General features: G+C 34.8%; 13 protein-coding genes and 1 tRNA gene. 4 read left to right on the top strand and 10 right to left on the bottom strand.

Annotated elements, in window-relative coordinates; translation table 11 throughout:
* Positions 1-250: 250 nt before the first annotated feature.
* Entirely contained in the window at positions 251-1,612 is a 1,362-nt protein-coding gene (locus tag C1H87_RS01910; RefSeq protein WP_102754199.1) for an exonuclease domain-containing protein, read from the bottom strand.
* Positions 1,609-2,379 (bottom strand): XRE family transcriptional regulator, encoded by a 771-nt coding sequence (locus C1H87_RS01905; RefSeq protein ID WP_102754198.1) that lies wholly within the window; start codon positions 2,377-2,379, stop codon positions 1,609-1,611. The genes C1H87_RS01910 and C1H87_RS01905 overlap by 4 nt, the downstream gene beginning before the upstream one ends.
* Positions 2,380-2,759: 380 nt before the next feature.
* Between C1H87_RS01905 and C1H87_RS01900 the strand changes: the two genes are divergently transcribed.
* Positions 2,760-3,512, top strand: coding sequence for a GNAT family N-acetyltransferase (locus tag C1H87_RS01900; protein ID WP_102754197.1), 753 nt, complete (start codon positions 2,760-2,762; stop codon positions 3,510-3,512).
* 635 nt (positions 3,513-4,147) lie between these two features.
* Here C1H87_RS01900 and C1H87_RS01895 read toward each other — a convergent pair.
* Positions 4,148-9,943 (bottom strand): PKD domain-containing protein, encoded by a 5,796-nt coding sequence (locus C1H87_RS01895; protein WP_102754196.1) that lies wholly within the window; start codon positions 9,941-9,943, stop codon positions 4,148-4,150.
* A gap of 1,276 nt (positions 9,944-11,219) precedes the next feature.
* Here C1H87_RS01895 and C1H87_RS01890 point away from each other — a divergent pair.
* Positions 11,220-12,386, top strand: coding sequence for a hypothetical protein (locus C1H87_RS01890; RefSeq protein WP_102754195.1), 1,167 nt, complete (start codon positions 11,220-11,222; stop codon positions 12,384-12,386).
* 365 nt (positions 12,387-12,751) lie between these two features.
* Here C1H87_RS01890 and C1H87_RS01885 read toward each other — a convergent pair.
* Positions 12,752-12,836, bottom strand: a tRNA-Ser gene (locus C1H87_RS01885).
* Positions 12,837-13,023: 187 nt separating this feature from the next.
* Between C1H87_RS01885 and C1H87_RS01880 the strand changes: the two genes are divergently transcribed.
* Complete coding sequence (locus C1H87_RS01880) at positions 13,024-13,653, top strand: NAD(P)H-dependent oxidoreductase (RefSeq protein WP_102754194.1); 630 nt, start codon at positions 13,024-13,026, stop codon at positions 13,651-13,653.
* A gap of 63 nt (positions 13,654-13,716) precedes the next feature.
* Positions 13,717-14,910 carry a DegT/DnrJ/EryC1/StrS family aminotransferase gene (locus C1H87_RS01875; RefSeq protein ID WP_102754193.1) on the top strand — a complete coding sequence of 398 codons (1,194 nt, stop codon included), beginning with the start codon at positions 13,717-13,719 and terminating at the stop codon, positions 14,908-14,910.
* A gap of 75 nt (positions 14,911-14,985) precedes the next feature.
* Here the strand turns inward: C1H87_RS01875 and ribB are convergent, their stop codons facing one another.
* From ribB to tpx, 6 genes are all read right to left on the bottom strand, one after another.
* The gene (ribB, locus tag C1H87_RS01870) at positions 14,986-16,149 is read right to left on the bottom strand and encodes a 3,4-dihydroxy-2-butanone-4-phosphate synthase (protein ID WP_233783299.1); all 1,164 of its coding nucleotides are present in this window, start codon (positions 16,147-16,149) and stop codon (positions 14,986-14,988) included.
* Between the two features lie 34 nt (positions 16,150-16,183).
* Positions 16,184-18,163, bottom strand: coding sequence for an LptF/LptG family permease (locus C1H87_RS01865; RefSeq protein WP_102754192.1), 1,980 nt, complete (start codon positions 18,161-18,163; stop codon positions 16,184-16,186).
* Between the two features lie 251 nt (positions 18,164-18,414).
* Positions 18,415-19,050 carry a LolA family protein gene (locus tag C1H87_RS01860; protein WP_102754191.1) on the bottom strand — a complete coding sequence of 212 codons (636 nt, stop codon included), beginning with the start codon at positions 19,048-19,050 and terminating at the stop codon, positions 18,415-18,417.
* 12 nt (positions 19,051-19,062) lie between these two features.
* Positions 19,063-21,450 carry a DNA translocase FtsK gene (locus C1H87_RS01855; RefSeq protein ID WP_102754190.1) on the bottom strand — a complete coding sequence of 796 codons (2,388 nt, stop codon included), beginning with the start codon at positions 21,448-21,450 and terminating at the stop codon, positions 19,063-19,065.
* A gap of 63 nt (positions 21,451-21,513) precedes the next feature.
* The gene (locus C1H87_RS01850) at positions 21,514-21,882 is read right to left on the bottom strand and encodes a diacylglycerol kinase (RefSeq protein ID WP_102754189.1); all 369 of its coding nucleotides are present in this window, start codon (positions 21,880-21,882) and stop codon (positions 21,514-21,516) included.
* A 21-nt stretch (positions 21,883-21,903) separates the two neighbouring features.
* Positions 21,904-22,404, bottom strand: coding sequence for a thiol peroxidase (gene tpx / locus C1H87_RS01845; RefSeq protein ID WP_102754188.1), 501 nt, complete (start codon positions 22,402-22,404; stop codon positions 21,904-21,906).
* Positions 22,405-22,479: the final 75 nt, after the last annotated feature.

The following is a 22,479-nucleotide window of genomic DNA, read 5'->3' as shown; positions in this document are numbered from 1 at the left end:
CCCATAGCGGGTTTGAATAATTTGTCATTTTTGGACAATTTTGAATAATTGGGAGATGTTATTTGTCTGCAAGTAACTAAAGCAGTTATTATTTATGACTTACTGGATTTTTTGTGAGTTTTAATCCTGTATTGTCATTGATGTTATTTTTGTTTTATAATCACTTTATTTTTAAAGGTGTAACTAAGAAGCTAAACCCTATTTTCTGTTCATTGAATTGAAAGAAGAACCATAATTAAAAGTCTATGTATTAGTCAAAATTCTTAACAATTCGCGGATTCTTGTTTATAGCCGCACGCAAAATCTTCTGTACATCAACATTATCCTTTTGAGGAGTCAAATAGTTTTCTAAATCTTCTGTTGTGGTAATTTGTTCAGAGTTGTCTATGAACCCATAGCCTAAGTATAGGCCATTTTTAATAAGTATAAATCCGTTTTCTTCTTGATGTCTTCCTTTTGATTTAATAACAGCATTTTTAGTACTTTCTACAGCATGTGTTATAGCATTTTTTACACGACCATTGTATCCTTTTACAGATTCGTTTTCAATACAAATACCATGACAGTTCTTAATCTTGAAATGTGAGCATTGGGAGACACCTTCTTGCAAGTGACAATATTTAGGGCACAATTCGAATTGTGAGCATAGGCGCTCTAAAAACTGTCTGCAATCTGTAATGCTGTATAAAGTAAGTAGTGGGTTAGGAGTTGCTTTTAACGTATTGTATGCTAAATGAATAATACCTTTTCTGTCTTCATAACTAAAAATAGCAAAGGCTTTTGGATTTCTTTTAGAAGCCTGATTAAATTCAGGAAAGTGTTGCTTTATGGCGGCATCTTCCATAAGAAGGGCAATGAGCTCGCTACCGGATAACTCGAAGTCAATATCCACCGTTTCACGACATAGATTAAGCTCCTTTTCTGTTTTGTTATAAAAATGACCTAAAACCCTTTTCTTTAAGTCCTTTGCCTTACCAACATAGATAACTTTTCCCTTCTTGTTTTTAAAATAGTAAATACCTGGGCTATTGGGAATCGCATTAAATACGGTGCCTGGCAAATGAGGAGGTAAGGTAGCTTCCTTTGAGGATTTTTTAAGAAAGTCTTGAAATACCGCTTCAGAACCTTCGGTACCTAATAACTTTTCAAAAAGTACAACGGTGGCTTCGGCATCACCTCTTGCTCTGTGTCTGTCTTTTATATCGATTTCCAGAGCTTTGCAAATTTTTCCTAAGCTATAGGATTTATGTCCGGGAATTAATTTTCTGGAGAGTCGAACGGTACATAGTTTTTTTCTTCTAAAATCAATGTCTATCGCTTTAAATTCATTGCGGATCACGTTGTAATCAAAATTTACACTATGTGCAACAAAAATAGCACCTTCTGTAATAGCTAAAATATCCTCAGCTATTTCAGAGAATGTTGGAGCCTTAGCCACCATGGCATTATCAATACCAGTTAAAGTTGTTATATAAACTGGTATATAAATTTCTGGGTTAACTAAGGATGTAAATTCATCAATAATTTGGGAGCCATCATATTTAAAGATAGAGATTTCTGTAATTTTATTGCCTTCGCCTGTAGTTTCAACATCTATTATGGTGTACATTATTGCCGTTTTTCTAAAACTTTTAGTTCAACCCCTAAATTATTAAACATATTGATGATACTACTTATTTTAAGTTCGTGTTCATCATACTCCTGGGTATTGATACTACAGGTAAATTCCCAGATTTCTAGGACCTCGTTTATAGGAACACTGTAATCGTGATACATTTTATTATCAGATATTAAGAGTAGCGAATTATTAAGTTCTATATTATTTATTACTCTTTTATAAACCATACCGTCGTTAAGCGTTACGAGTACATAGGTTCTTCCGCTTTTAATGTCATTTCTGTCTTCAATAAAACGACCTACAACATAGGAACCACTTTTCATGGGTAACATGGAGTCTCCTTTTATGGGAAACGCCCTGTGTTTTCCTGTGGGTAGAAATGGGAGTTTTATTTTTTCTAACTGTTCAATATATTCAGGGTCGTCGTAACCCGCTAAATACCCGGCAGATGCTTTTATAGGAACCACTTCTATTAGGTTATTATTATCATTATCTACCGTAATGGGAAATAATACACGTTGGTTCCCAACTTCAATAAAAGAGGTGTCTGTAGCCTTTGTGAGGTCGTTGCGTAATAAAATATCAATAGGTAATTTAAAATAATCTGAAATTAAAATAAGCATCTCAATGGTAGGGGCAGAGCGCCCTTCTTCATAAGAGCTTATACGAGATCGGGGTACTTGTAGATTGTCTGCTAAGGCTTCCTGGGTAAGTCCTTTTAGCTGTCTTAAATGCCGAATGTTTTTTGATATGGTTTTCATATTGCTACAAATATAAGCATTGTTTGCTTAAAAATGTAGCTGAATCTTAAAATGAATGTAAAATGTACTATGTATTCATTTATAACTGTAGCATGTCACCATTTTAGCTATATAATTTTTATGTGGTTATTCATATTATTCTGTCTTTCAATTCAATTAATTAATCCTTTCTAGGAAAGTTTTTTCAATACTATTGTACATTAAGTATGATAAAAATCATTCTTTTTATAGCATTATCTCTTTAAATTTGGATGTGTATCATTATATCAACCACCATTTAAGAATCCCAAAAGTATAGCTTATATATAATTTGTGATTCACTTTCTTAAGCCCCATGAAAATAAAGAATACCCACCGACTCCACTTAAAATTCAATAAATATGGATATTGTTAAGTTAAACGATAAGAACATAGAAGATGAGCATATTTGTTGTGCAATAAGTGATAAAAAAAGTCAAGACGGTTATCAAAAGAAGAAGGATTGGCTAAAAACTGAGTTTAAGAATGGCTATACCTTTAAGAAGTTGAATGTTAGAGGGAAGGTCTTTATTGAATATGTACCCATTGAAAATTCCTGGTTGCCATTAGTTGGTGAAAACTATATGGTAATTAATTGTTTCTGGGTATCCGGACAATTTAAAGGAAAAGGAAACGGAAAGAAATTGTTAGAACAATGTAAAGAAGATGCCAAGGCTCAAGGAATGGACGGTATTGTTGCCATTTCCAGTGATAAGAAACGACCTTTTATGACGGATCCAATTTTTTTAAAATGTCAGGGGTTTGAAATCATTGATGAAGCCCCTCCATATTTTAAACTTTGGGGATTAAAAATTAATCCTGATTCTACATTTCCTCAAATAATGGATAGTGCTAAAAAAGGCACTTGTCCTAATAATGAAGGGATTACTGCTTACTATTCGAACACGTGTCCTTTTACAGATTTTTATACAAATAATATGCTAAGGAAATATGCCAAAGAAAAGAATATTCCGCTAGAAATAAATCATATAAAAAGTAAAGACGATGCCCATAAACTGCCTATTCCCTGGATACTTAACAGTGTATTTTATAAAGGTGAGTTAGTTACTTTAGAAATGAAAACAGAAAGGCATTTAAATAAATTGATTTCTTGATTTTATCAATGATGTATGGTATCGTAGAGTATTCTTTTACTATTGACGTTATTTTGTATATTCGATAAATCCTCTTTGCTTCGATTCTCAGCTACGGTGTACCCACATCTTTTTAATCAAGCCACAAATTACACAGATTTACACGAGTAAAACCTCAATATGATGTATAGTTCTCTATACTATTCATAATCACGAATCAGACTTTCAGTCTGTTTTTATAATCCAAACCCGATTTAATTCTATTATATTTCTGTACTTTAATTTATTAATGAGTAAACATTGTTTGTTTATTGTTAAATAATTTGTGTTTAGAGCCATTTGTGATAATTCGTGAAATTAGTGTCTATCCTTGTAAAATTATTATTTAATATGCAGCCATATTTGTGGGTACACCGTAGGATTCTCAGGCAGACATTTAGTTATTAAAATATAAAAACTAAGGTCTCAAAGGTGTCATTCAGAACCTTTCGACTGTCACTCAAGACAGGCTAAAGTGAAGAATCTTTCAAAAAATAAACATCTGTTTATTAGAGTATTGAGGTTTTTCGACTTTAGTTTATACTGAGCATAGCTGAAGTACTCAAAATGACAACCCAAGAACTTTTGAGACCTTTTTATGTTGATACACAATAGTGTTATTTGACTATTTTTTTAATAAGAACGTTCTTGTCGTGTTTAATTTTAACGAAATATATTCCCGGAATCATAGCGTTCATATCTACGTATGCTCGTGTTCCTGATTGCTTAACGTTTTGCATATGGATCACTTTTCCTGAAAGGTTCATGATAGTAATCATGGCACCTTTAAGATTTTTGTTGCCTTGCAGTGTTAAATGATGCGTAACAGGATTAGGGAATGTTTGCATGTTTAAGTAGACATGGTCAGGATTACCAATACCCGTAGCTATGTCATTTTCTAAGTTAGGAATTTTAGATTGTTTACTGCTACTAGCTATAGCTCCTACAGGCTCTAAGCCCCAAACCAGAATACCATTTTGATACAGTGTTACTAAAGCATGGGGCTGAAATGATGTTTTACCAGCATCGTATGAGTAGTCATTATTTTGATTGTGAGTTTGATACCCGGAGTGATGTAGTCTGGTTTGTATTGGTCCAGCTTTACTATTAGCATTTAAGTTACCTGATGAGGCTGCAAAGCTTATTTCAAGGTAATTTTGCGTGCCTGATGTACCAAAAGCTCCTGTTATATTTGAAATTGGAGAATAATCGACGTTAAAAGCCATGGGGACTGTATGTTCGGGCGTAAACCAATATCGGATCTTAAAGTCGCTAAGTGGCAGGTTTTGCGCAGATTCACTAACAATATTGAAAAAGGGTTTTAGTTCTTGTGTGGAGTTACCAGAGCTATCATCACGGTATTCAACACTAAAATCTGTATTTGGTAAATTGCCAAACCTTGGATCTACAGTAAAGGTAATCTCTGTTGGGTTTCCTACTAGGGTTCCATTGGCTTCAACTAAAACGAATTTAAGGGTATGTAGTCCTTCTGCAAGATTGCTTACAGGAATCGGGGTTGTTGCAAAAACTGAACCTTGTTCTATAGTATCGATAAAATATTTTACGTGGCGACCTCCAGGGGTAATATCCCAGTTGAAGGTTGAAAACTTGATATCGAAGTTCGGGCCAATTACCCCACCATTAGTAGGTGTTTCTATTGTAACTGTTGGGCCTACTGGTAAAGGATTGTTTGTAACATTAACGGTTATGGTATCACCCAAAGCGGTAAGTGAATTATCGCTACGTTCCATCTGCAGGCTTAATTTGTGTAGGCCTTCAGGTAAATTTGTCGGATCTGTAAATTCAGTATTGCTGGTTACCAAACCTCTGTCTCCACCATTAATTCTGAACCTGAGTTTGTATTGTTGAGAGGGAATGCTCCAGCCTTCGGTTTTAAACTTGATATTTAGCGGTGTATTTACCATTTGACCATCTACAGGAGATTCAAAATAAACATCCGGTAATGGAGCAATAGGGGTAGTAGCATCTCCACCATGAAGCGTCCATAATACGGCGGCGTCAAACATTTTGAGTCCATCAGCAGTAAGCAGATGCATAAACTGATCTCTTAGAGGGAAAGCCACGCGTCTTGAAGTAATAGCAATACTTGCTTCATAGCCAAAAAGAATGGGTTGCGTTCCGGCCTTGGCTATAACAATGGCTTCTGTTGTTGGTTTCCCAAATGGCAGAGCTTGTGTTATGGAATACAAAGCTGTACTGGCACCCACACTTGCCGCCATAGGATGTGTAGGGTTTGAAACGGTAATTGTGGAAAATCCATTTTGTGTAAATCCGTATCCGGTGTTTAATCCTCCCGTTGTCATTTTTAGTTTACCATACATAAACGGATTCCAGGTCATTAGTGGCACTTTGGCAGCTTCTAAATCATTCCCTAATTCTCTGGGATCTACGGTAGAAGATATTAATGCCATATCAAATGGGTTGGCAGATTGTGGGCTTGTGGATTCTTCATCAGAGAACAACGTTATTTGGAAACCGAACAGTTGTTCTAACCTCGATTTTATTTTTTGATCTTCTAGGGTTAAGTTATTCTTATCGCCTACAACAAACATAACTTCTATAGTATTCTTATACTTTACTTTTATATCTGGGGTTATTGAGGCAGTATGACCATTATTATAAAATACCTTAGCAGAAATGGTATATGTCTTCCAAATTATTGGAGTCCATAAAGATTCAAATGGTGCTGTAGTTACTGCCTCAATTAGGGTATTGTCTACATAGTATTCAATTTTTGTAACCCCAGTTAAATTTGTTTCAACACTTAGTTTTATAGGATCGGCTTTGTCGATGTTTGTTCCGTCAATTGGACTGGCTATTTTTAATATTTGTTGTGTTGCTAGTGCCGATTCCGATCCATCAATTTGTTTAAGATAGGCTTCTAATTGAGCCATTTCGGTTGTGCTTAATGTAGATGTTGCGCCATGACTATTGTTGGTGTTGTAAGTTGTAAACACTTCGGTTAAGGTTTTAGCAGCTCCGTTATGCAAGTATGGGGCTGTAGCCCAAACATCTTTTAAGGTTGGTACATCCAACGCTAATAGGTTTTTGCCTAAGCGTTGGCCGCTATTATTGTTAATGGTTCCTACATCGTGCATTTTACCTGTACTGCTATCGGTAAAATCGGAACCAGAATGACACGTATGGCATTTTAAGTTTTCGAATATAGCTTTTCCTGCAGCTCCATCCGCAGTTAGGCTACCATTGGTATTTCGATATGGGCTTGGATCGAAAGCATTCAAGGATTCTACATAGGCGACTAGGGCATCTAAATCGGCAGATTTACCCGTTTTAGGATCTCCAAGAGGAAGCCCTGTAGTGCCAGCATTAAAGTTGGCATCGGTCATAAATCCTTGACCTTTGAAGTGGAAACGGATATCATTTTCAAAATCCTGAATTTCATCAAAATTTGCACTCCAATGCACCCTTCCATGTCCTGTACCAGCTCTACCAACTAAGGAAATGGTATTTCGTAATCCTTCACCACGGTCTGTGAAATCCCATGTCCGTCCGTCCTGAGTACCGTCGCTATGGCAACTAACACAGCTAATGTAACCATCGGTTCCCATTCTTAAATCGGCAGCGTCATAAAATATTTGTTTCCCTTTAAGTACTACAGGGCTTAATGTTTCACTGCTAACTGTACTAATAGTAGCTAATTCGGTCAAGGTGGTACTTCCTGTTGTAATCATTTCCGAAGCATCAAAAACAGTCACGTTTCTACTCATAAAGTTTTTTACAAAAACCCTATTGGTGGTTGGATCTATCGCTATGCCCTGAGGTGCTTTGCCTACATCTTTTTTTAAGAGTTCTAATCCCTTTTTAGGGTCGATTACAACAATTCTGTTATTGCCTTGCATGGTGATGAAAAGGTAGTTGCCAGTTGGGGTATACAAAGCCGAGGAAGGTTGTCCGTGATTATCAATATCCAATCGCTTTGTAAGTTCCTCTGTGCTTGTTGTTAGATTTATTGGAGAGATTGCCGTACGAACAGCGTTATCAAAAGTCATAGGTTTTCCATCTCTGGCAAGTCCCCTAAGAATATTATCTTTTTTGGCTACAGACCAGGCTGATGAGTTATCTGGGTTAATGGCTATTCCTGCCACATAATTTGGTAAGCCTCTGCCCGCATTTCCGTTATCTACTGTAAAATTATCCAGGGCTAGTGGAATGGTTTTAGTAAGTGCGAATGTATTTAGGTTGATTTCCCAAACCTGTCCTTCTAGATCTGGTGAAATGAATCGGGTTACAAACAATTTTGATCCATCGCTGGTAACTGCCAGAGCTCTTGGTGTTGGGCCAATATCGATAGTGTTGGTTATTGTATTTGTAGAAGGAGAAACTTCTATAAGTTTACCCGATCCGAAGGCAGATATAAAGCCTCTCGTGCCATCTGGAGTGAAAACGATACCATAAGGGCGAGATCCTTTGGGTAAAACTATTTTGGTTTGAAATGAACCGTTTGTATTAAGAATGTAGACTTCATCGGAGTCTCTACAGGTAATCCATGCTTTTCCCGTACCATCTAAAGCCACATTTACCGGGTCTTTTCCAACAGCTACTTCGTTGATTTTTGTTAGGTTATCTGCATTAACTCGGGCTACAGTATTATTGTCCGGATTAACGGACCAAACAATTCTATTCGTGGCATCTACAGTTATAGGCCCGGATTGCGTAGGTAAGTTTACAGGTAAATTTGGTACAACAACTATAGATTGTGATCCGACTATAAACCCTCCATTATTATCTGATACCTGTACCTGAACTAAATAATTCCCGGCTTCGGTGTAGGTATGGGATGTTGTATTGCCGATCCATCCTGTTTTTGGAGAACCATCTCCAAAATCCCATCTATAGGTCAGTGTGTTTCCATCGGCGTCTGTAGCATTGGCAGTAAAATTTACTCCGGTACTTATGGTAATAGGGGAAGGGGTGCTTAAATTAATCCCTGTAATTTGTGGAGATTGATTTGTGGTATCACCTCCTGTAGTAAAATAAAAGATGTATTCTTCCATACCGTTTCCTACGGCATCTTTTATACCGCCCTCAACAAATTTTACTTCGTATGTGGTGTTTGGCAACAAGGCTTGTTTTGGAGCATAATTAACAACTTGATAGGAGGTTGTGGTTACATCGCCTTGGATAGGAGCGCCTCCTAATGGACTTACTTGTATGGTTTGGTCGTTTACAGTTAAATCATTAAGGGTTTCGTTGATCACAAAACCTAATGTGGTGGTTTGTGGCTGATTTATTGCTCCCGATACTGGAAAATGATGCCCCACTGTTGGCGGTTTTATGTCTAACCCGTCTTGATGTGTGAAAATAGAGGTTTTGTCATCTCCGCTAGCAACGAGAATATGGCCGATTGGCATCCATTGGTTGTCTATAAACTGAACCGTTTCATCACTAGACGGCGGTATAAATTCCTGTGCGATCTGCATCGTTTCAAAATTAAACTTTACGCCGCGGTCAAATCGTCCGGAGAATCCGTATTCATCCTGAAAAATCATATACCTTCCTAAAGTAATTTGATCGGAATGTAAACTAAAGCTTTTGGTTACATTGGTGGGGTCGCTAATATTGAAACCTACCAAAGCATCAGGGCCTTGGTTACCACTCATAAAGACAAGATGGTTTCTCCATAACTGGATTGCTGTGCTATATTGCTCGTGTGGTACATTACCACCAAACGATCCCAAGAATTTAATATTTAATGGATCTCCGAAATCAAATACGCTAATGGCTCCGGTTTGGGGGGCATAAAAAACATAGTTTCCAATGCGTACTACAATGTCTGGGAGAGCTACAGTAGTGGGGATGTCGTCTACCTGTACTCCAGTTCTCATGTCAAAAACCCGGCTGCCGTCTATAGTGTGTGGAAATGTTTCCAGATTGTCATAGTTTGACTGACCATCGTTTACGTTGTATAAAATACTTGAGGCGGTTACAGGTTTTCTGTCCAGCACATTGGAAATATCGAGGTATTTATATCCGGTTCCTTGAACTTCTGGTACCGAATATTCCCTGTAGAATAAATCGCCTTCCAGTTTCCACCACCGATGACCGTTATTTGCTGCATTACTAAATTGTATTCTTTTTGGTGCTGTGGGATTGGAAATATCCCAAACACTGGTTCCTGCCTGACCATTCATAAAAAAATAGTTACGGTGGTAGGTGCTAATTCTGTCTCCTTCTGGGAAGTTGGCTAAAAATGTTCCCGCCGGCCAGGTTTGGGTTGTCATTTCTGGGCCTGCGGTGCCATCGTAAACTTGTATAAATGATCTAAACGCTATAGAAAGTGATGCTAATATGATAATGAGGTAAAGTTTGCGATTGTTTTTCTTAAAGAAAGTGATGCCCCAATTTCTTTTCTTTTTGTTGGTTGATTTCATGATCGTGTTATGTGTTTATATATTGCGGTTTGTTGTTTTCTATTTTCGAGAAAACATTCACTATAACCATAAAGAAGGGGGCGTTATAGCACATGGCTATCTTCTTGAATGTGTATGTTTATTAGGTTTTAAGAATAGGTTATAGCTATTCTTAATTTCTCTTTTCTTTTTTGTGGTTAGTTTACAGCATACTCTTTCTAGCTCAAAATTAGAAGTGTTTAGTTCTACTTTTTTTGAGTTTGATTCATCCTGTGTCTCTTTAATTAATGCACAAGATTTATGTATTACTAGTTGTAGTTCCTTTCGATAAACCTTTTTTCATTGAGAAACTGGTTTATTCTGAACAGGGTTCTTAAATGTCTTTGCATTTAATATTGCTACTGGTAATTCATTTTGACAAGCAGGCGTAGTACATTATTATTGAAATAACAACGCTTTCAATTAGAGGTTTGCCCTGCATTAGTGGGGTATCCTAATGCTGAATCGTGTATGCAACGTGTTTGTTTTTTTAGTATAGTAAAATTACCTGGATATTGAACTTAGAAGGAAAGTGGTTCTATCAAGATTACTCTATGTTTGGTATTGCTATACTTTTTAAATAACAATACAAAAGTGTTAAATAAAATTTATTTTAAACGTATAAATAATTGTATTAGAAGGATTTATGTTTATTTTCAATTAAAGAAGCTTTTGCAATTACCTCATGTTTTGCAAAGTGCTTTACAGCATTATTTTCGAAAGCATTGCGAGCTATTTTATTGTTAGTGTTGCCAACGACCAGAATTTTTTTGTATTGTTTTAAGTTTTTTCATTTTTAATTAGTTAAAATATTTAGTTTAGCCTAAAGAATTAAAACGTATTCTTTTGTTTTTTGAATTCAAGTTGCTTTCCTACATGTGGTATGGTTTTAAAAAGTAACCACAATTACTGCCTTTGTAATTATCATTTTTGGGTCAAAAAAAAAGGATGCTGTTTTTGGTATAATGTTCCAAAACGATAGTAACATATTTAATCATTTTTTATTAGTGAAACTCTATTTTGAAAAGTTGCGAAGCAAAGCATTCAAAATAGTAAGTAGAACTAATCCCGCTTCCTGTGCTGAACTTGTTTCAGTATCTGGCGGGATCTTAAGTTTAATACCACGAAGCTTGCTTCGGAATTTATAAATAATATTTTCAATTGAATGCCTCGTGCGTTTGCCCCGAGGATCATTTACTTTTAAATCATGATATTAAAATTTTTAAAACAATTCTATGCGTAATAAAATAAGTGTGTTATGAAGTTAATTGAGGTTAAAACGTCAAAGGAGGCAAAAGAGTTTGTTAAATTACATACTTGGTTATATAAAGAAGAAAGGGCATGGATTCGGCCTTTAGACAAGGATATTGAAGATGTGTTTAATGAAAAGGTTAACCAGAATTTTAAAAATGGTGTTTGTACTCGATGGATTTTAATGGATAATGGTATGTGTGTGGGCAGAATAGCCGCTTTTATAGACTACCGAATTGCATATAAAAATGGAGAAGCACCAGTAGGAGGGATTGGCTTTTTTGAATGTATAAATAATCAAGAAGCTGCTAACATGCTTTTAGATGCTTCTAAGGAATGGTTGAAGAATAAAGGTATGGAAGCCATGGATGGCCCCATAAATTTTGGAGATCGGGATAAATGGTGGGGTTTGTTAACCAAAGGATTTGAATTAGAACCTAATTACAGATGTAATTATCATTTATCATACTATAAGGATTTGTTTGAAAACTATGGTTTTGAAACGTACTTTAAGCATTATACTTTTATACGAAATACTGCAGACCCTTTACATCACAGAATTAAGTACAAATCTGATATATTTAGTAAGGATAAAAACTATCATTTTGAGCATATGAACCTAAAACATATAGATAAGTATACCGAAGATATTGTGCATATTTATAATAAGGCTTGGGTAAACCATGAGGGAGTGGCAGAGTTATCTTTAGAGCAGGGACGTGCTATTATAGCAGAGTTACGCCCCATAATAGATGAAAAGATTATTTGGTTTGCATATTTTAAAAAAGCCCCGGTTGCTTTTTATATTAACATCCCCGAGGTGAATCAGGTTTTAAAATATGTAAACGGAAAGTTAGGTATTATAGGCAAATTAAAATTTGTTTGGCACCAATGGAGAAAAACAAATAACAAAATGTTGGGATTGGTGTTTGGTGTGGTGCCAGAACATCAAGGAAAAGGGTTAGATGGTGCACTAATTATGGCAGCAGCCCAAATGATTCAAAAGGAATACCCTAGGTACCCAATATTGGAGATTAATGGTATTGGAGATTTTAATAAAAAGATGTTAATGGTAATAAAACAGGTCGGGGGGGAAGTAGCAAAAGAGCATACAACATATCGTTACAGTTTTAATGGGAATATACCTTTTCAAAGAATAACGAACATTGGATAAGTTTATATAAATAAACTCCTTTGATTCTGTTTTAAAGGCTAATTTTTAAAATCAATTTGTAACTTATATTTGCATTCATATACCAATCCAGTATGAATGTTGTTTTACTAGTAATTCAAGTAAGAAGCGATTTTGGGGTGTTGGAAAAGATTCCAAGGATGCCAGTTGTTCTTCTAATTCTTTTGACAATATTATTTGTAGGGACTTTATATCTTTTAATATGATAAGTTTAAAAGGAAATAACCCAATTCTTACCTATTAAAACGACATGTAGTTTTCATAAAATGTCTTGATCCGTTAATTGTCAATGATACTGTCAGCTAAAAAACAAAACCCTTGTAATCGTACGATTACAAGGGTTTTTGCGGAGAAAGAGGGATTCGAACCCCCGGAGGTGTGACCCTCAACAGTTTTCAAGACTGCCGCATTCGACCACTCTGCCATTTCTCCTTGAGTGCCTCATCAAGCTATTTGCCTGAATGCGGGTGCAAATATAGAACCCTTTTTTAATTCTTTCAAATAAAATGCAAACTTTTTAAAAAATAATTTTCACGTCATCCGAACCAGATTATTTTATCCCTTAAAATTTTAAAAAACAAAATCTCAAAACCTTATTTTTGCGTAATATTAAAATGAAATGGATACTATAAAACAATTACAATGGCGTTATGCTACTAAAAAGTTTGATAGCAATAAGAAACTATCAAACGAGAAGCTTAACACTTTAAAAGAAGCTTTTAATTTAACGGCTACTTCTTTCGGACTTCAAACTATCAAGTTAATAGTTGTAGAGGATGAAGCCTTAAGAACACCATTGGTTAAGCATGCATTTAACCAGAAACAGGTTTTAGATGCTTCTCATTTATTTGTAATCTGTATACAAGATAATATTCATGAGGAAGATGTTAATACGTATTACAATAACATCAAATCTATTAGAGGAACATCCGAAAAGATTTTAGACCCCTATAGATTGGATCTTATTAATTATATGAAAAAAATGTCTGTAGAAGAACGTCAGCAATGGTCTAAAAACCAAGCTTATATTGCATTAGGTAATTTAATGACGGTATGTGCTGTAGAGCGTATAGACTCATGCCCGATGGAAGGGTTTTTACCAGATAAATTTGATGCCGCTTTGGGATTGGATACAATGAAACTAAAATCTGTATTGCTATTACCTGTAGGATACAGGGCTGATGATGATATGTTTTCTGAATTTGAAAAAGTTAGAAAACCAATTAAAGACGCGATTATTGAATTATAAACTAAACGGGCTGTTTAAGAAGTCATATTTAGACAGCTTTATAAAAACAACAAAATATTATTTATGCCAGGATTTGAATTATTTGGAGAATTAGAACGAAAGGAAGTTAACGATGTGTTAGATAACGGTGTTTTAATGCGCTATGGTTTTGATGGTATGCGCAACGGTCATTGGAAATCTAAAGAACTTGAAACAGCTTTACAAGCGTCGTTTAAAACAAAACACGTACAACTAGTTTCGAGTGGTACAGCTGCCGTTTCGGTTGCATTGGCTTCTGCTGGCGTTGGAGCTGGAGACGAAGTTATTATGCCAGTGTTTACATTTGTGGCGAGTTTTGAAGCTATAATGATGCTAGGCGCAGTTCCCGTTTTAGTCGATATTGACGATACGCTTGCAGTAGATCCAAAGGCTGTTGAAGCTGCGATTACTCCAAAAACAAAAGCTGTCATGGTTGTACAGATGTGTGGAAGCATGGGGCATATGGATGCTATACAGGCTATTTGTAATAAGCACAATTTATTATTGGTAGAAGATGCCTGCCAGGCCATAGGAGGAAGCTATAAAGGTAAGTCTCTAGGGAGTGTAGGAGACCTTGGTTGCTTTTCCTTTGATTTTGTAAAAACGATTACCTGTGGAGAAGGTGGTGCGGTTATTACAAATAATGAAACCTATTATACTAATGCAGATCATTATAGCGATCATGGTCATGATCATGTGGGTAATGATAGAGGAGCAGAAACACACCCTTTTTTAGGATATAATTTTAGAATTTCTGAATTACATTCGGCCGTAGGTTTGGCACAAATAAAGCGGTTACCGGAGTTTTTAGAGATTCAAAAGAAGAATTTTTCAATACTTAGAGACGCTTTGTCTGAAATTCCCGAGGTAACTTTTAGAACTGTACCAGAAGGAGGGGAGGAGAGTTGTGCATTTTTGAATTTCTTTTTACCAGATTTGGAAACTGCTCGAAAAGTGTCGGAAGCTTTTAAACAAAATGGAGTAGATGCCTGTTTTCATTATTACGATAATAATTGGCACTATATTAGAAAATGGGATCATTTAACGAATTTGAAATCGTTATTTCCAATTTCTTCAGAAATTAAAGAAGGACTTAGCTACTTAAAGACAAAAGAATTCACCCAGTCTGATCATTATATTGGTAGAAACATTTCTTGTTTAATAAAGCTATCGTGGACGGAAGCAGAAGTAAAAGAAAGAGCGAGTAAAATGGCCGAGATTATTAAATCGGGTATTTAATGAATAAGTAACTTAATTATCATTCCTGCCTGGTCACTGAGCGTAGTCGAAGTGCAGGTAGGAATGATAAAACTTTTAATATTTCACATAATCAACAATCTCTAAACCATAACCAACTAAACCAACACGTTTGGTATGTTCTTCGGCGTTAGAAATTAATCTTAATTTATGAATATTTAAATCGTGAAGTATTTGAGCACCTATACCAAAATCTCTGGAATCCATTTCAATTCGAGGAGCTTTAGTTAATTGACCAGCGACCTGATTCTCTTTTAAAATACTCAAACGCTTTAAAATATTTCTGCTTTGTATTTGTTGGTTAATAAATAATATGGCGCCTTTACCTTCATCGTTAATCACTTTAAACATGCCATCTAATTTTTTGTCGATGTCATTGGTAAGTGTGCCTAAAATATCGTTATTAACTAACTTCGAATTTATTCTGGTGAGTACCTGCTCATCATCTTTCCATTGTCCTTTGGTTAAAGCTATATGTACTTGATTGTTAGTTGTTTGGTTATATGCTCTTAACCTAAAACTTCCAAAACGAGTTTCTATTTGAAAATCCTCTTTTTTCTCAATTAGAGAATCGTGTTGCATCCTGTATGCTACCAAATCTTCAATAGATACAATTTTTAAATCGAGCTTTTTTGCAACATCCATAAGCTCTGGTAAGCGTGCCATAGTACCATCTTCATTCATAATCTCTACGATTACACCAGCTGGATTTAACCCGGCCAATCTGGCAAAATCGATAGCGGCTTCTGTATGCCCCGTTCTTCTTAAAACACCACCTTCTTTGGCAACCAAAGGAAAAATATGTCCTGGACGCGCCAACTCAAAAGGTTTAATGTTAGGGTCTATTAAGGCTTTGATCGTTTTTGCTCTATCGCTAGCTGAAATTCCTGTTGTAACACCATTGCCTCTTAAATCTACAGATACTGTAAAAGCCGTTTCCATAGGATCGGTGTTATTACGTACCATCATATTAAGCTCAAGCTCCTTACATCTGTTTTCGGTTAGAGGTGTACATATAAGCCCTCTACCATGCGTGGCCATAAAGTTTATCATTTGTGGTGTTACCATATCGGCAGCAGCAACAAAGTCACCTTCATTTTCACGGTTTTCGTCATCAACAACAATAATTACTTTACCATTTCTAATGTCATCAATGGCTTCATGTATGGTGTTTAGCTTGAATTTAGTGGTCGTCTTTTGTATCATGGTATCTGAAATCATAATGCAAAGATATTGATATTGTTAAATTTTTGATCTAAATTATTTGATTTAAATCTTCTTTAATCTTTTTTCTTTGGAGTAGGTAATAAATAAAATATAGAGGCAGACCAATAAGAATAAAAAGAATAACATTACCAATAGACCTTTTATCTATTAATTTATAAAAATTAGATTGGTAGTTGAATGATTTTACTAATGCTATAAGGTAAATTACGCCAAAAACAATTCCTATAGCTACTAATGTTGTTCCTAAGGTAGGGAAGGTGTTATTCTTTAGGATTAAGCCTGGTACGGCTAATACTGCCCCGATTATGTATAGAATAAAGGCTAATTTCGAATCTTCTTCAAAGGCAGAGGTTAATCGAACGGCTTCTTCATATTTTTGATTTGAAAAATTATTACTAATTTTCAATTCTTGTTTGGAAACTCCTCTATTTTCCAATATAGATAGCGACATCGCCTTAAAGCTTGCATCGTAATCGTATTGTTTGTAATTTTTAAGGATGTCTATAAGTTTGTCGTTTTCGTAAGAATTAAGAAGCTTATAATCTTCAGAAGATGTATCGAAATTAACATTTGCGATATCTGGCTTATTACTTTTTATTCTAAACAGTTTCTTTAACGGTGTTAAAATCCCTTCACTTTCAAACAGACCCCTGTCTGCCGTGGCTCTTTTGGTTAAAATAATGCCAAGAGGTAGCATGGTAAGGGTGGAGAACCAACTGGCTAAAATAGGGTTAAGGTTACCACTTTTTGCGCTGTTAGTGGCAAAAATACCTATAAAGTGATAGGATAAGAATAACAATATAGCTATAACCATAGGAAGTCCAATACCTCCTTTGCGAATTAAAGCTCCTAATGGTGCACCAACAAAGAATAATATAATACATGCAAAGCCTAAAGCAAATTTTTCTTGTAAAGAAATAATATGCTTGTTAAACATGATTTTTGAGTTTTTTCGTGTTTTTTGTTTTGATATGATAATCTGTTTAGCACTTGTTATTGATTTATCCGCAAGGTCTACCAACTCTATTTTTTTTTCGGGACTAAAGATGTCCAAAATAGCTCCTGTATAAACAGAATCCTTTATAACGGCTTTGGTTTTAATAACATTGGAAACACCAGATCTTAGATGTAGATTTTTTGAAAATGTTTGAAAATCGGATTGTCTTTTTTCTGCAAGGGAATCAATGGTTTTGTTTAATCCATTTACACTTAACATGTTGTATTTATCTGTTTGCGATTTTTCATCAAAATCAACTTTGTTAAGCTTAGAGAGGTCTATATTGATAATATACTTTTCGAAAGTACTTTTTGCGAATGGCTTTTTTTCTCTATCCTTTGATTTTTTAGGACTAAGGTCTGTATAATAATTACCATCTAGCAATATAAGTTTTAAAACATTCGAATTCTTTTCACTGGCAAGTTCTCCTGTTTTGGATTTTATAGTTGTGGCATTTTTTTTACCATCGTTTCCTTTAATATGTATGGTGATATCGGTTAAATATTGATCTCTATCACCGTGTTTGTCTGCGAATTTTATATTATAAGTACCTACCTCGTTAAACTGGCCTTCGGCTAATAGCATGGCTGGTTTTAGTTTCGCTATATTTCGGCGCAGGTTATAGGAGTTAAGTTCTGCCCACGGAATAACATTATTGGAAAAGAAGAATGTGATAATACCTAATACGACTATAAAAATACTAAGACCAGACATAGCACGCTGCAAGGAGATACCAGTAGATTTCATGGCAGCAAACTCGTAATTCTCTGCAAATGCTCCAAAAACCATAATGGAAGATAGTAATATGGTTAGAGGTAATACCAACGGAATTAGTTTAGGCATGAAATAAACTAAAAACTTAACGATTACCACAATGTCTAAGTCCTTACCAGCAAGTTCTTTAATATAGAGCCAAATGGTCTGTAAAATAAAAATCAGCATGAGTATTATAAACACGCTGAAAAAGGTTTTAAGGTATGTGGTTAGTATGTATCGATCTAGTATTTTCATCTGCTCAAACTTATTGTTTTTTTACAGTCATGGTTCGGTCTCGCTTAATACAAGAATATAACATTTATGTAATAATTCTTTCTAGTGATTAAGTTTATTTTCATAAATGTTTTACGTGGTTAAGGTTTGTTGGTTACTTGGTTAACGAGCTAATTTATAAATATAAAGAACGAGTATAAACTCGTTCTTGAATTAAAACTTTTTAAAATAGTTGTTTAGATTTTAATAATAACTGTTTCACAAGCGTTTGCCTAATCTAATTTATTGATGTAATAGTCTGTATACTTATTGGCATCAAAGGTAAATAAGCTTTTTGATAAAGGCTCATTAGTTTTAAAAGAATTAACAGTTAATGTAGTTTTTGTACCGTTTTTTCCAAGCTGAATCAAATTGTATACATGCTTGGTTTGTGAATCGATACCTAGCAAAATATATTTTATTTCAGAATTTGAATCGATAGGTGTTAACTTGATGTATTGTATTTTTCTGCCTTTTATATTTTGTTCGATATCTAAAGCGTACATATAGCCATCTTCATAAAAAGACAACATTTTACTTGGCGTAATGGCATCCTCTTCGCTATTGCTTTCTGAAGAAATGGTTACTTCTTCATCTTCTGGGCTTATAGTGTAAAGTGTTTTACCATTAAAAAGACGAATAACACCAAGAATATTCAGCTTATATTTTTCGCCTTTCATGATAACATCACCGCGCGTTTCTTGCTTTATATTTTCTGACGTGTTTTCTAGTGTATATTTAAAGTCTATGGAAATATTTTCATAGCTCTTTACTTTTTGGGAAACTTCGTTTAGTAATGTTTTTGCTTTATTTTGTGCTATGCCATTAAATGCACATGCAATAAAAAGGTATGTAATAATTCTTCTCATCTTCAAATTAGGTTATATCTCGTTTTCTAAATGTTGATCTAAGGCAATTAGGTCGGTAATTAAAACTTGTCTTGCCTTGCTGCCTTCAAAAGGCCCTACTATTCCAGCTGCTTCTAATTGATCGATTAATCTACCGGCTCTATTGTAGCCTAGTTTTAATTTTCGTTGCAATAATGAAGCTGAACCTTGTTGTGCTGTAACAATAACAACAGCAGCATCTTTAAACAATTTGTCTCTGTCTGATATGTCTACATCAATACTTGTGCCACTTTCTTCACCAACATATTCTGGTAAAAGGTAAGCATCTGGATAAGCCTTTTGAGCACCTATGTAATCAGTAATTCTTTCAACCTCTGGTGTATCTACAAAAGCACATTGTAAACGAATAACATCGTTCCCTTGGGTAAATAACATATCTCCGCGACCAATTAATTGATCGGCTCCTGAGCCATCTAAAATGGTTCTTGAATCGATTTTAGAAGTTACTCTAAATGCTATACGGGCAGGGAAGTTTGCTTTTATAATACCTGTTATTACGTTTACAGACGGACGTTGCGTTGCTATGATTAAATGAATACCGATAGCTCTGGCTAATTGTGCTAAACGTGCTATGGGTGTTTCTACTTCTTTTCCAGCAGTCATGATTAAGTCTGCAAACTCATCAACCACCAAAACAATGTATGGCAAAAATTGATGTCCGTCATTAGGATTTAATTTGCGAGCCTTAAACTTAGTATTGTATTCTGCAATGTTTCTACACATAGCATTTTTAAGCAGCTCATAGCGGTTGTCCATTTCAATACATAATGAGTTTAATGTATTGATTACCTTGGTGTTGTCTGTTATTATAGCTTCTTCACTATCTGGTAATTTGGCTAAATAATGACGTTCAATTTTATTGAATAGTGTTAGCTCTACTTTTTTAGGATCGACAAGAATAAACTTAACTTCTGCCGGATGCTTTTTATATAGTAATGATGTTAAAACGGCATTTAAACCTACCGACTTACCTTGTCCCGTAGCACCAGCCATTAGTAAGTGAGGCATTTTGGCAAGGTCGACAACAAAGGTTTCGTTGCTAATGGTTTTTCCTAAAGCTATAGGAAGTTGCATTTCTGAAGTTTGGAACTTTTTGGATGCAATTACCGATCGCATAGAAACTATTGTTGAGTTTTTATTTGGTACTTCTATACCAATGGTTCCTTTTCCTGGGATAGGAGCAATGATACGAATACCTAGTGCCGATAGGGATAAAGCAATATCATCCTCTAGGTTTTTAATTTTTGAAATACGGATTCCAGCATCTGGAACTATTTCGTATAAAGTAACGGTTGGTCCTATAGTCGCTTTAATACTGGCAATACCAATTTTATAGTTGCTTAAGGTTTCAACAATTTTATTCTTATTATCTTCTAACTCTTCTTGGTTTATAGTAATACTTTCTGAATCGTATTTTTTAAGAAGGTCTAACGGTGGAAACAGATATTTGGATAATTCTAACGTTGGGTCGAATTGTCCAAAATCCTCAACCAATTTATTAGCTAAATTATTTTTTTCTGAAAGTTCTTCTGAAACTTCTTCAACCTTCATTTCCAAATCGAGTTCTTCTTCTGCTTCTTTTGGAGCTACTTTAACTTCCAGAGGGGCTACTTCTTTTATAGGTTTGTCATCCTTTTTTAATGTAGGTTCATCATTTTGCAAAGAAATTTCGTAAGCAGACTTAATAGCTTCAGCTTCATCAGATAAGTTGTTATCTAAAGGCACCACCAAATCGTCTTTTAAATCGGAAATTTCATTTTTAAGATCCTTTTTTGCAGATTTAAAAAGGGCTGTTATACTTTCGAACGTTACTCTAAAACGGATAGCTAAATACGTAATAAAACCAAATAAGAGTAGGAGAGATGTTCCTATTTTACCAATATAATCTTGTAAGAAAGAATTAATTTCATACCCAATTGTACCACCAAGAATAGCCGTTTTATTCCAGAAGAATCCAAAAAGAACGGATAGCCAAATAATGATTAAAGTACCCCAAAACCAATGCTTTCTTAATTTGGATTTATTAAGATTCATTAGCACATATATTCCCGATAAAAATATTAGTCCAGAGAATATAAACGAAGCAACACCAAAACCACGTTGAATAAGGTATTCCCCAATCCAGGCACCAAACTGGCTTACCCAATTTTGGGTTTCTATGGTTCTGGAAGGAAACGTATTTATAATACTTTGGTCTGCTTTTCCGGTAAAGAAATAGGAAACAAAGGCAATACACAACCAAATACCACTAATAACAAGTAAACTACCAAACACCAATTTTTGTTGGTTTGATAGCTTAAAACTTGGTTTTTTAATTTTTTGTGTAGGTGGTTTTTTAGTCTTAGTTTTTCTCTTCGCCATTAATGCGTTGTTAGTTTAAACAAAAATACAAATTACTAACGTTTATCCTAAAGTAATAGTATTTTAAAAAATCTTTGGCAGGTATATAATGAAACCAATAATGATGGCAAAAATAGAAGCTATAAATACGGCTCCTGCTGCAATATCTTTAATAAAACCAATTTTGTTATGGTGCTCTGGATGAATAAAATCGGCAATCGCTTCTATGGCTGTATTTACGCCTTCAATACTCATTATTATACCGATACAAAGTAATTGAATCATCCATTCTGTAGATGAAATATCATAATATACGCCTGCTATTGTTATAATGATGGCAATCGCAAACTGAATTTTAATACTTGCCTCGGTTTTTAAAAGTATCAAGGCTCCTTTAAAGGCATATCCTATACTTTTTAAACGATTTACTAAAAAGGAGTCTTGTTTTGTCATGTACTAAATAAGATCTAGTATTTACTGTAAAGCTTCTAGAGCAGCTTTGTAATTAGGTTCGTTAACGGTTTCCGGAACTTGCTCTGTGTATTTTACAATACCGTTTTCGTCTACGATTACAACACTTCTTGAGTGCAATGCTTCTAATGGACCGGTTACAAAGTTTAATCCGTAATCTTTTCCAAAACTTCCATCTTTATAATCAGATAAACTAATAACGTTTTCCAATCCTTCCGCACCACAAAAGCGTGCATGAGCAAATGGTAAATCGTGAGAAATACAAAGAACTTTAGTGTTTTCTAGGTTACTAGCTTCTTTGTTAAACTGTCTAACAGATTGTGCACAAGTACCAGTATCGATACTTGGGAAAATATTTAAAACTAATTTTTCTCCTTTAAAGTCGCTTAACGTTTTAGTAGATAAATCGGTTGCTGTTAATTTAAAATCTGGAGCTGGACTTCCAATTTCAGGTAAGTTTCCAGACGTTTCTATTGCATTTCCTTTTAGGGTTACTGTTGCCATTTTTTTATAATTTTTATTTGAATTTAAAAATATAAATATTTAATCTTTTACCTACTAAATTTTAAAAATTGTTTT

The sequence above is a fragment of the Flavivirga eckloniae genome (genome assembly GCF_002886045.1).
Taxonomy (GTDB): Bacteria; Bacteroidota; Bacteroidia; order Flavobacteriales; family Flavobacteriaceae; genus Flavivirga; species Flavivirga eckloniae.
This window is presented reverse-complemented; position numbering and strand designations above follow the sequence as displayed.

What these genes read in the sequence shown, in the direction of transcription:
- C1H87_RS01905 (WP_102754198.1), bottom strand. Translation starts at nt 2,379, where the DNA reads ATGAAAACCATATCAAAAAACATTCGGCATTTAAGACAGCTAAAAGGA.
- C1H87_RS01900 (WP_102754197.1), top strand. Translation starts at nt 2,760, where the DNA reads ATGGATATTGTTAAGTTAAACGATAAGAACATAGAAGATGAGCATATT.
- C1H87_RS01895 (WP_102754196.1), bottom strand. Translation starts at nt 9,943, where the DNA reads ATGAAATCAACCAACAAAAAGAAAAGAAATTGGGGCATCACTTTCTTT.
- C1H87_RS01890 (WP_102754195.1), top strand. Translation starts at nt 11,220, where the DNA reads ATGAAGTTAATTGAGGTTAAAACGTCAAAGGAGGCAAAAGAGTTTGTT.
- C1H87_RS01880 (WP_102754194.1), top strand. Translation starts at nt 13,024, where the DNA reads ATGGATACTATAAAACAATTACAATGGCGTTATGCTACTAAAAAGTTT.
- C1H87_RS01875 (WP_102754193.1), top strand. Translation starts at nt 13,717, where the DNA reads ATGCCAGGATTTGAATTATTTGGAGAATTAGAACGAAAGGAAGTTAAC.
- ribB (WP_233783299.1), bottom strand. Translation starts at nt 16,149, where the DNA reads ATGATTTCAGATACCATGATACAAAAGACGACCACTAAATTCAAGCTA.
- C1H87_RS01865 (WP_102754192.1), bottom strand. Translation starts at nt 18,163, where the DNA reads ATGAAAATACTAGATCGATACATACTAACCACATACCTTAAAACCTTT.
- C1H87_RS01860 (WP_102754191.1), bottom strand. Translation starts at nt 19,050, where the DNA reads ATGAGAAGAATTATTACATACCTTTTTATTGCATGTGCATTTAATGGC.
- C1H87_RS01855 (WP_102754190.1), bottom strand. Translation starts at nt 21,450, where the DNA reads ATGGCGAAGAGAAAAACTAAGACTAAAAAACCACCTACACAAAAAATT.
- C1H87_RS01850 (WP_102754189.1), bottom strand. Translation starts at nt 21,882, where the DNA reads ATGACAAAACAAGACTCCTTTTTAGTAAATCGTTTAAAAAGTATAGGA.
- tpx (WP_102754188.1), bottom strand. Translation starts at nt 22,404, where the DNA reads ATGGCAACAGTAACCCTAAAAGGAAATGCAATAGAAACGTCTGGAAAC.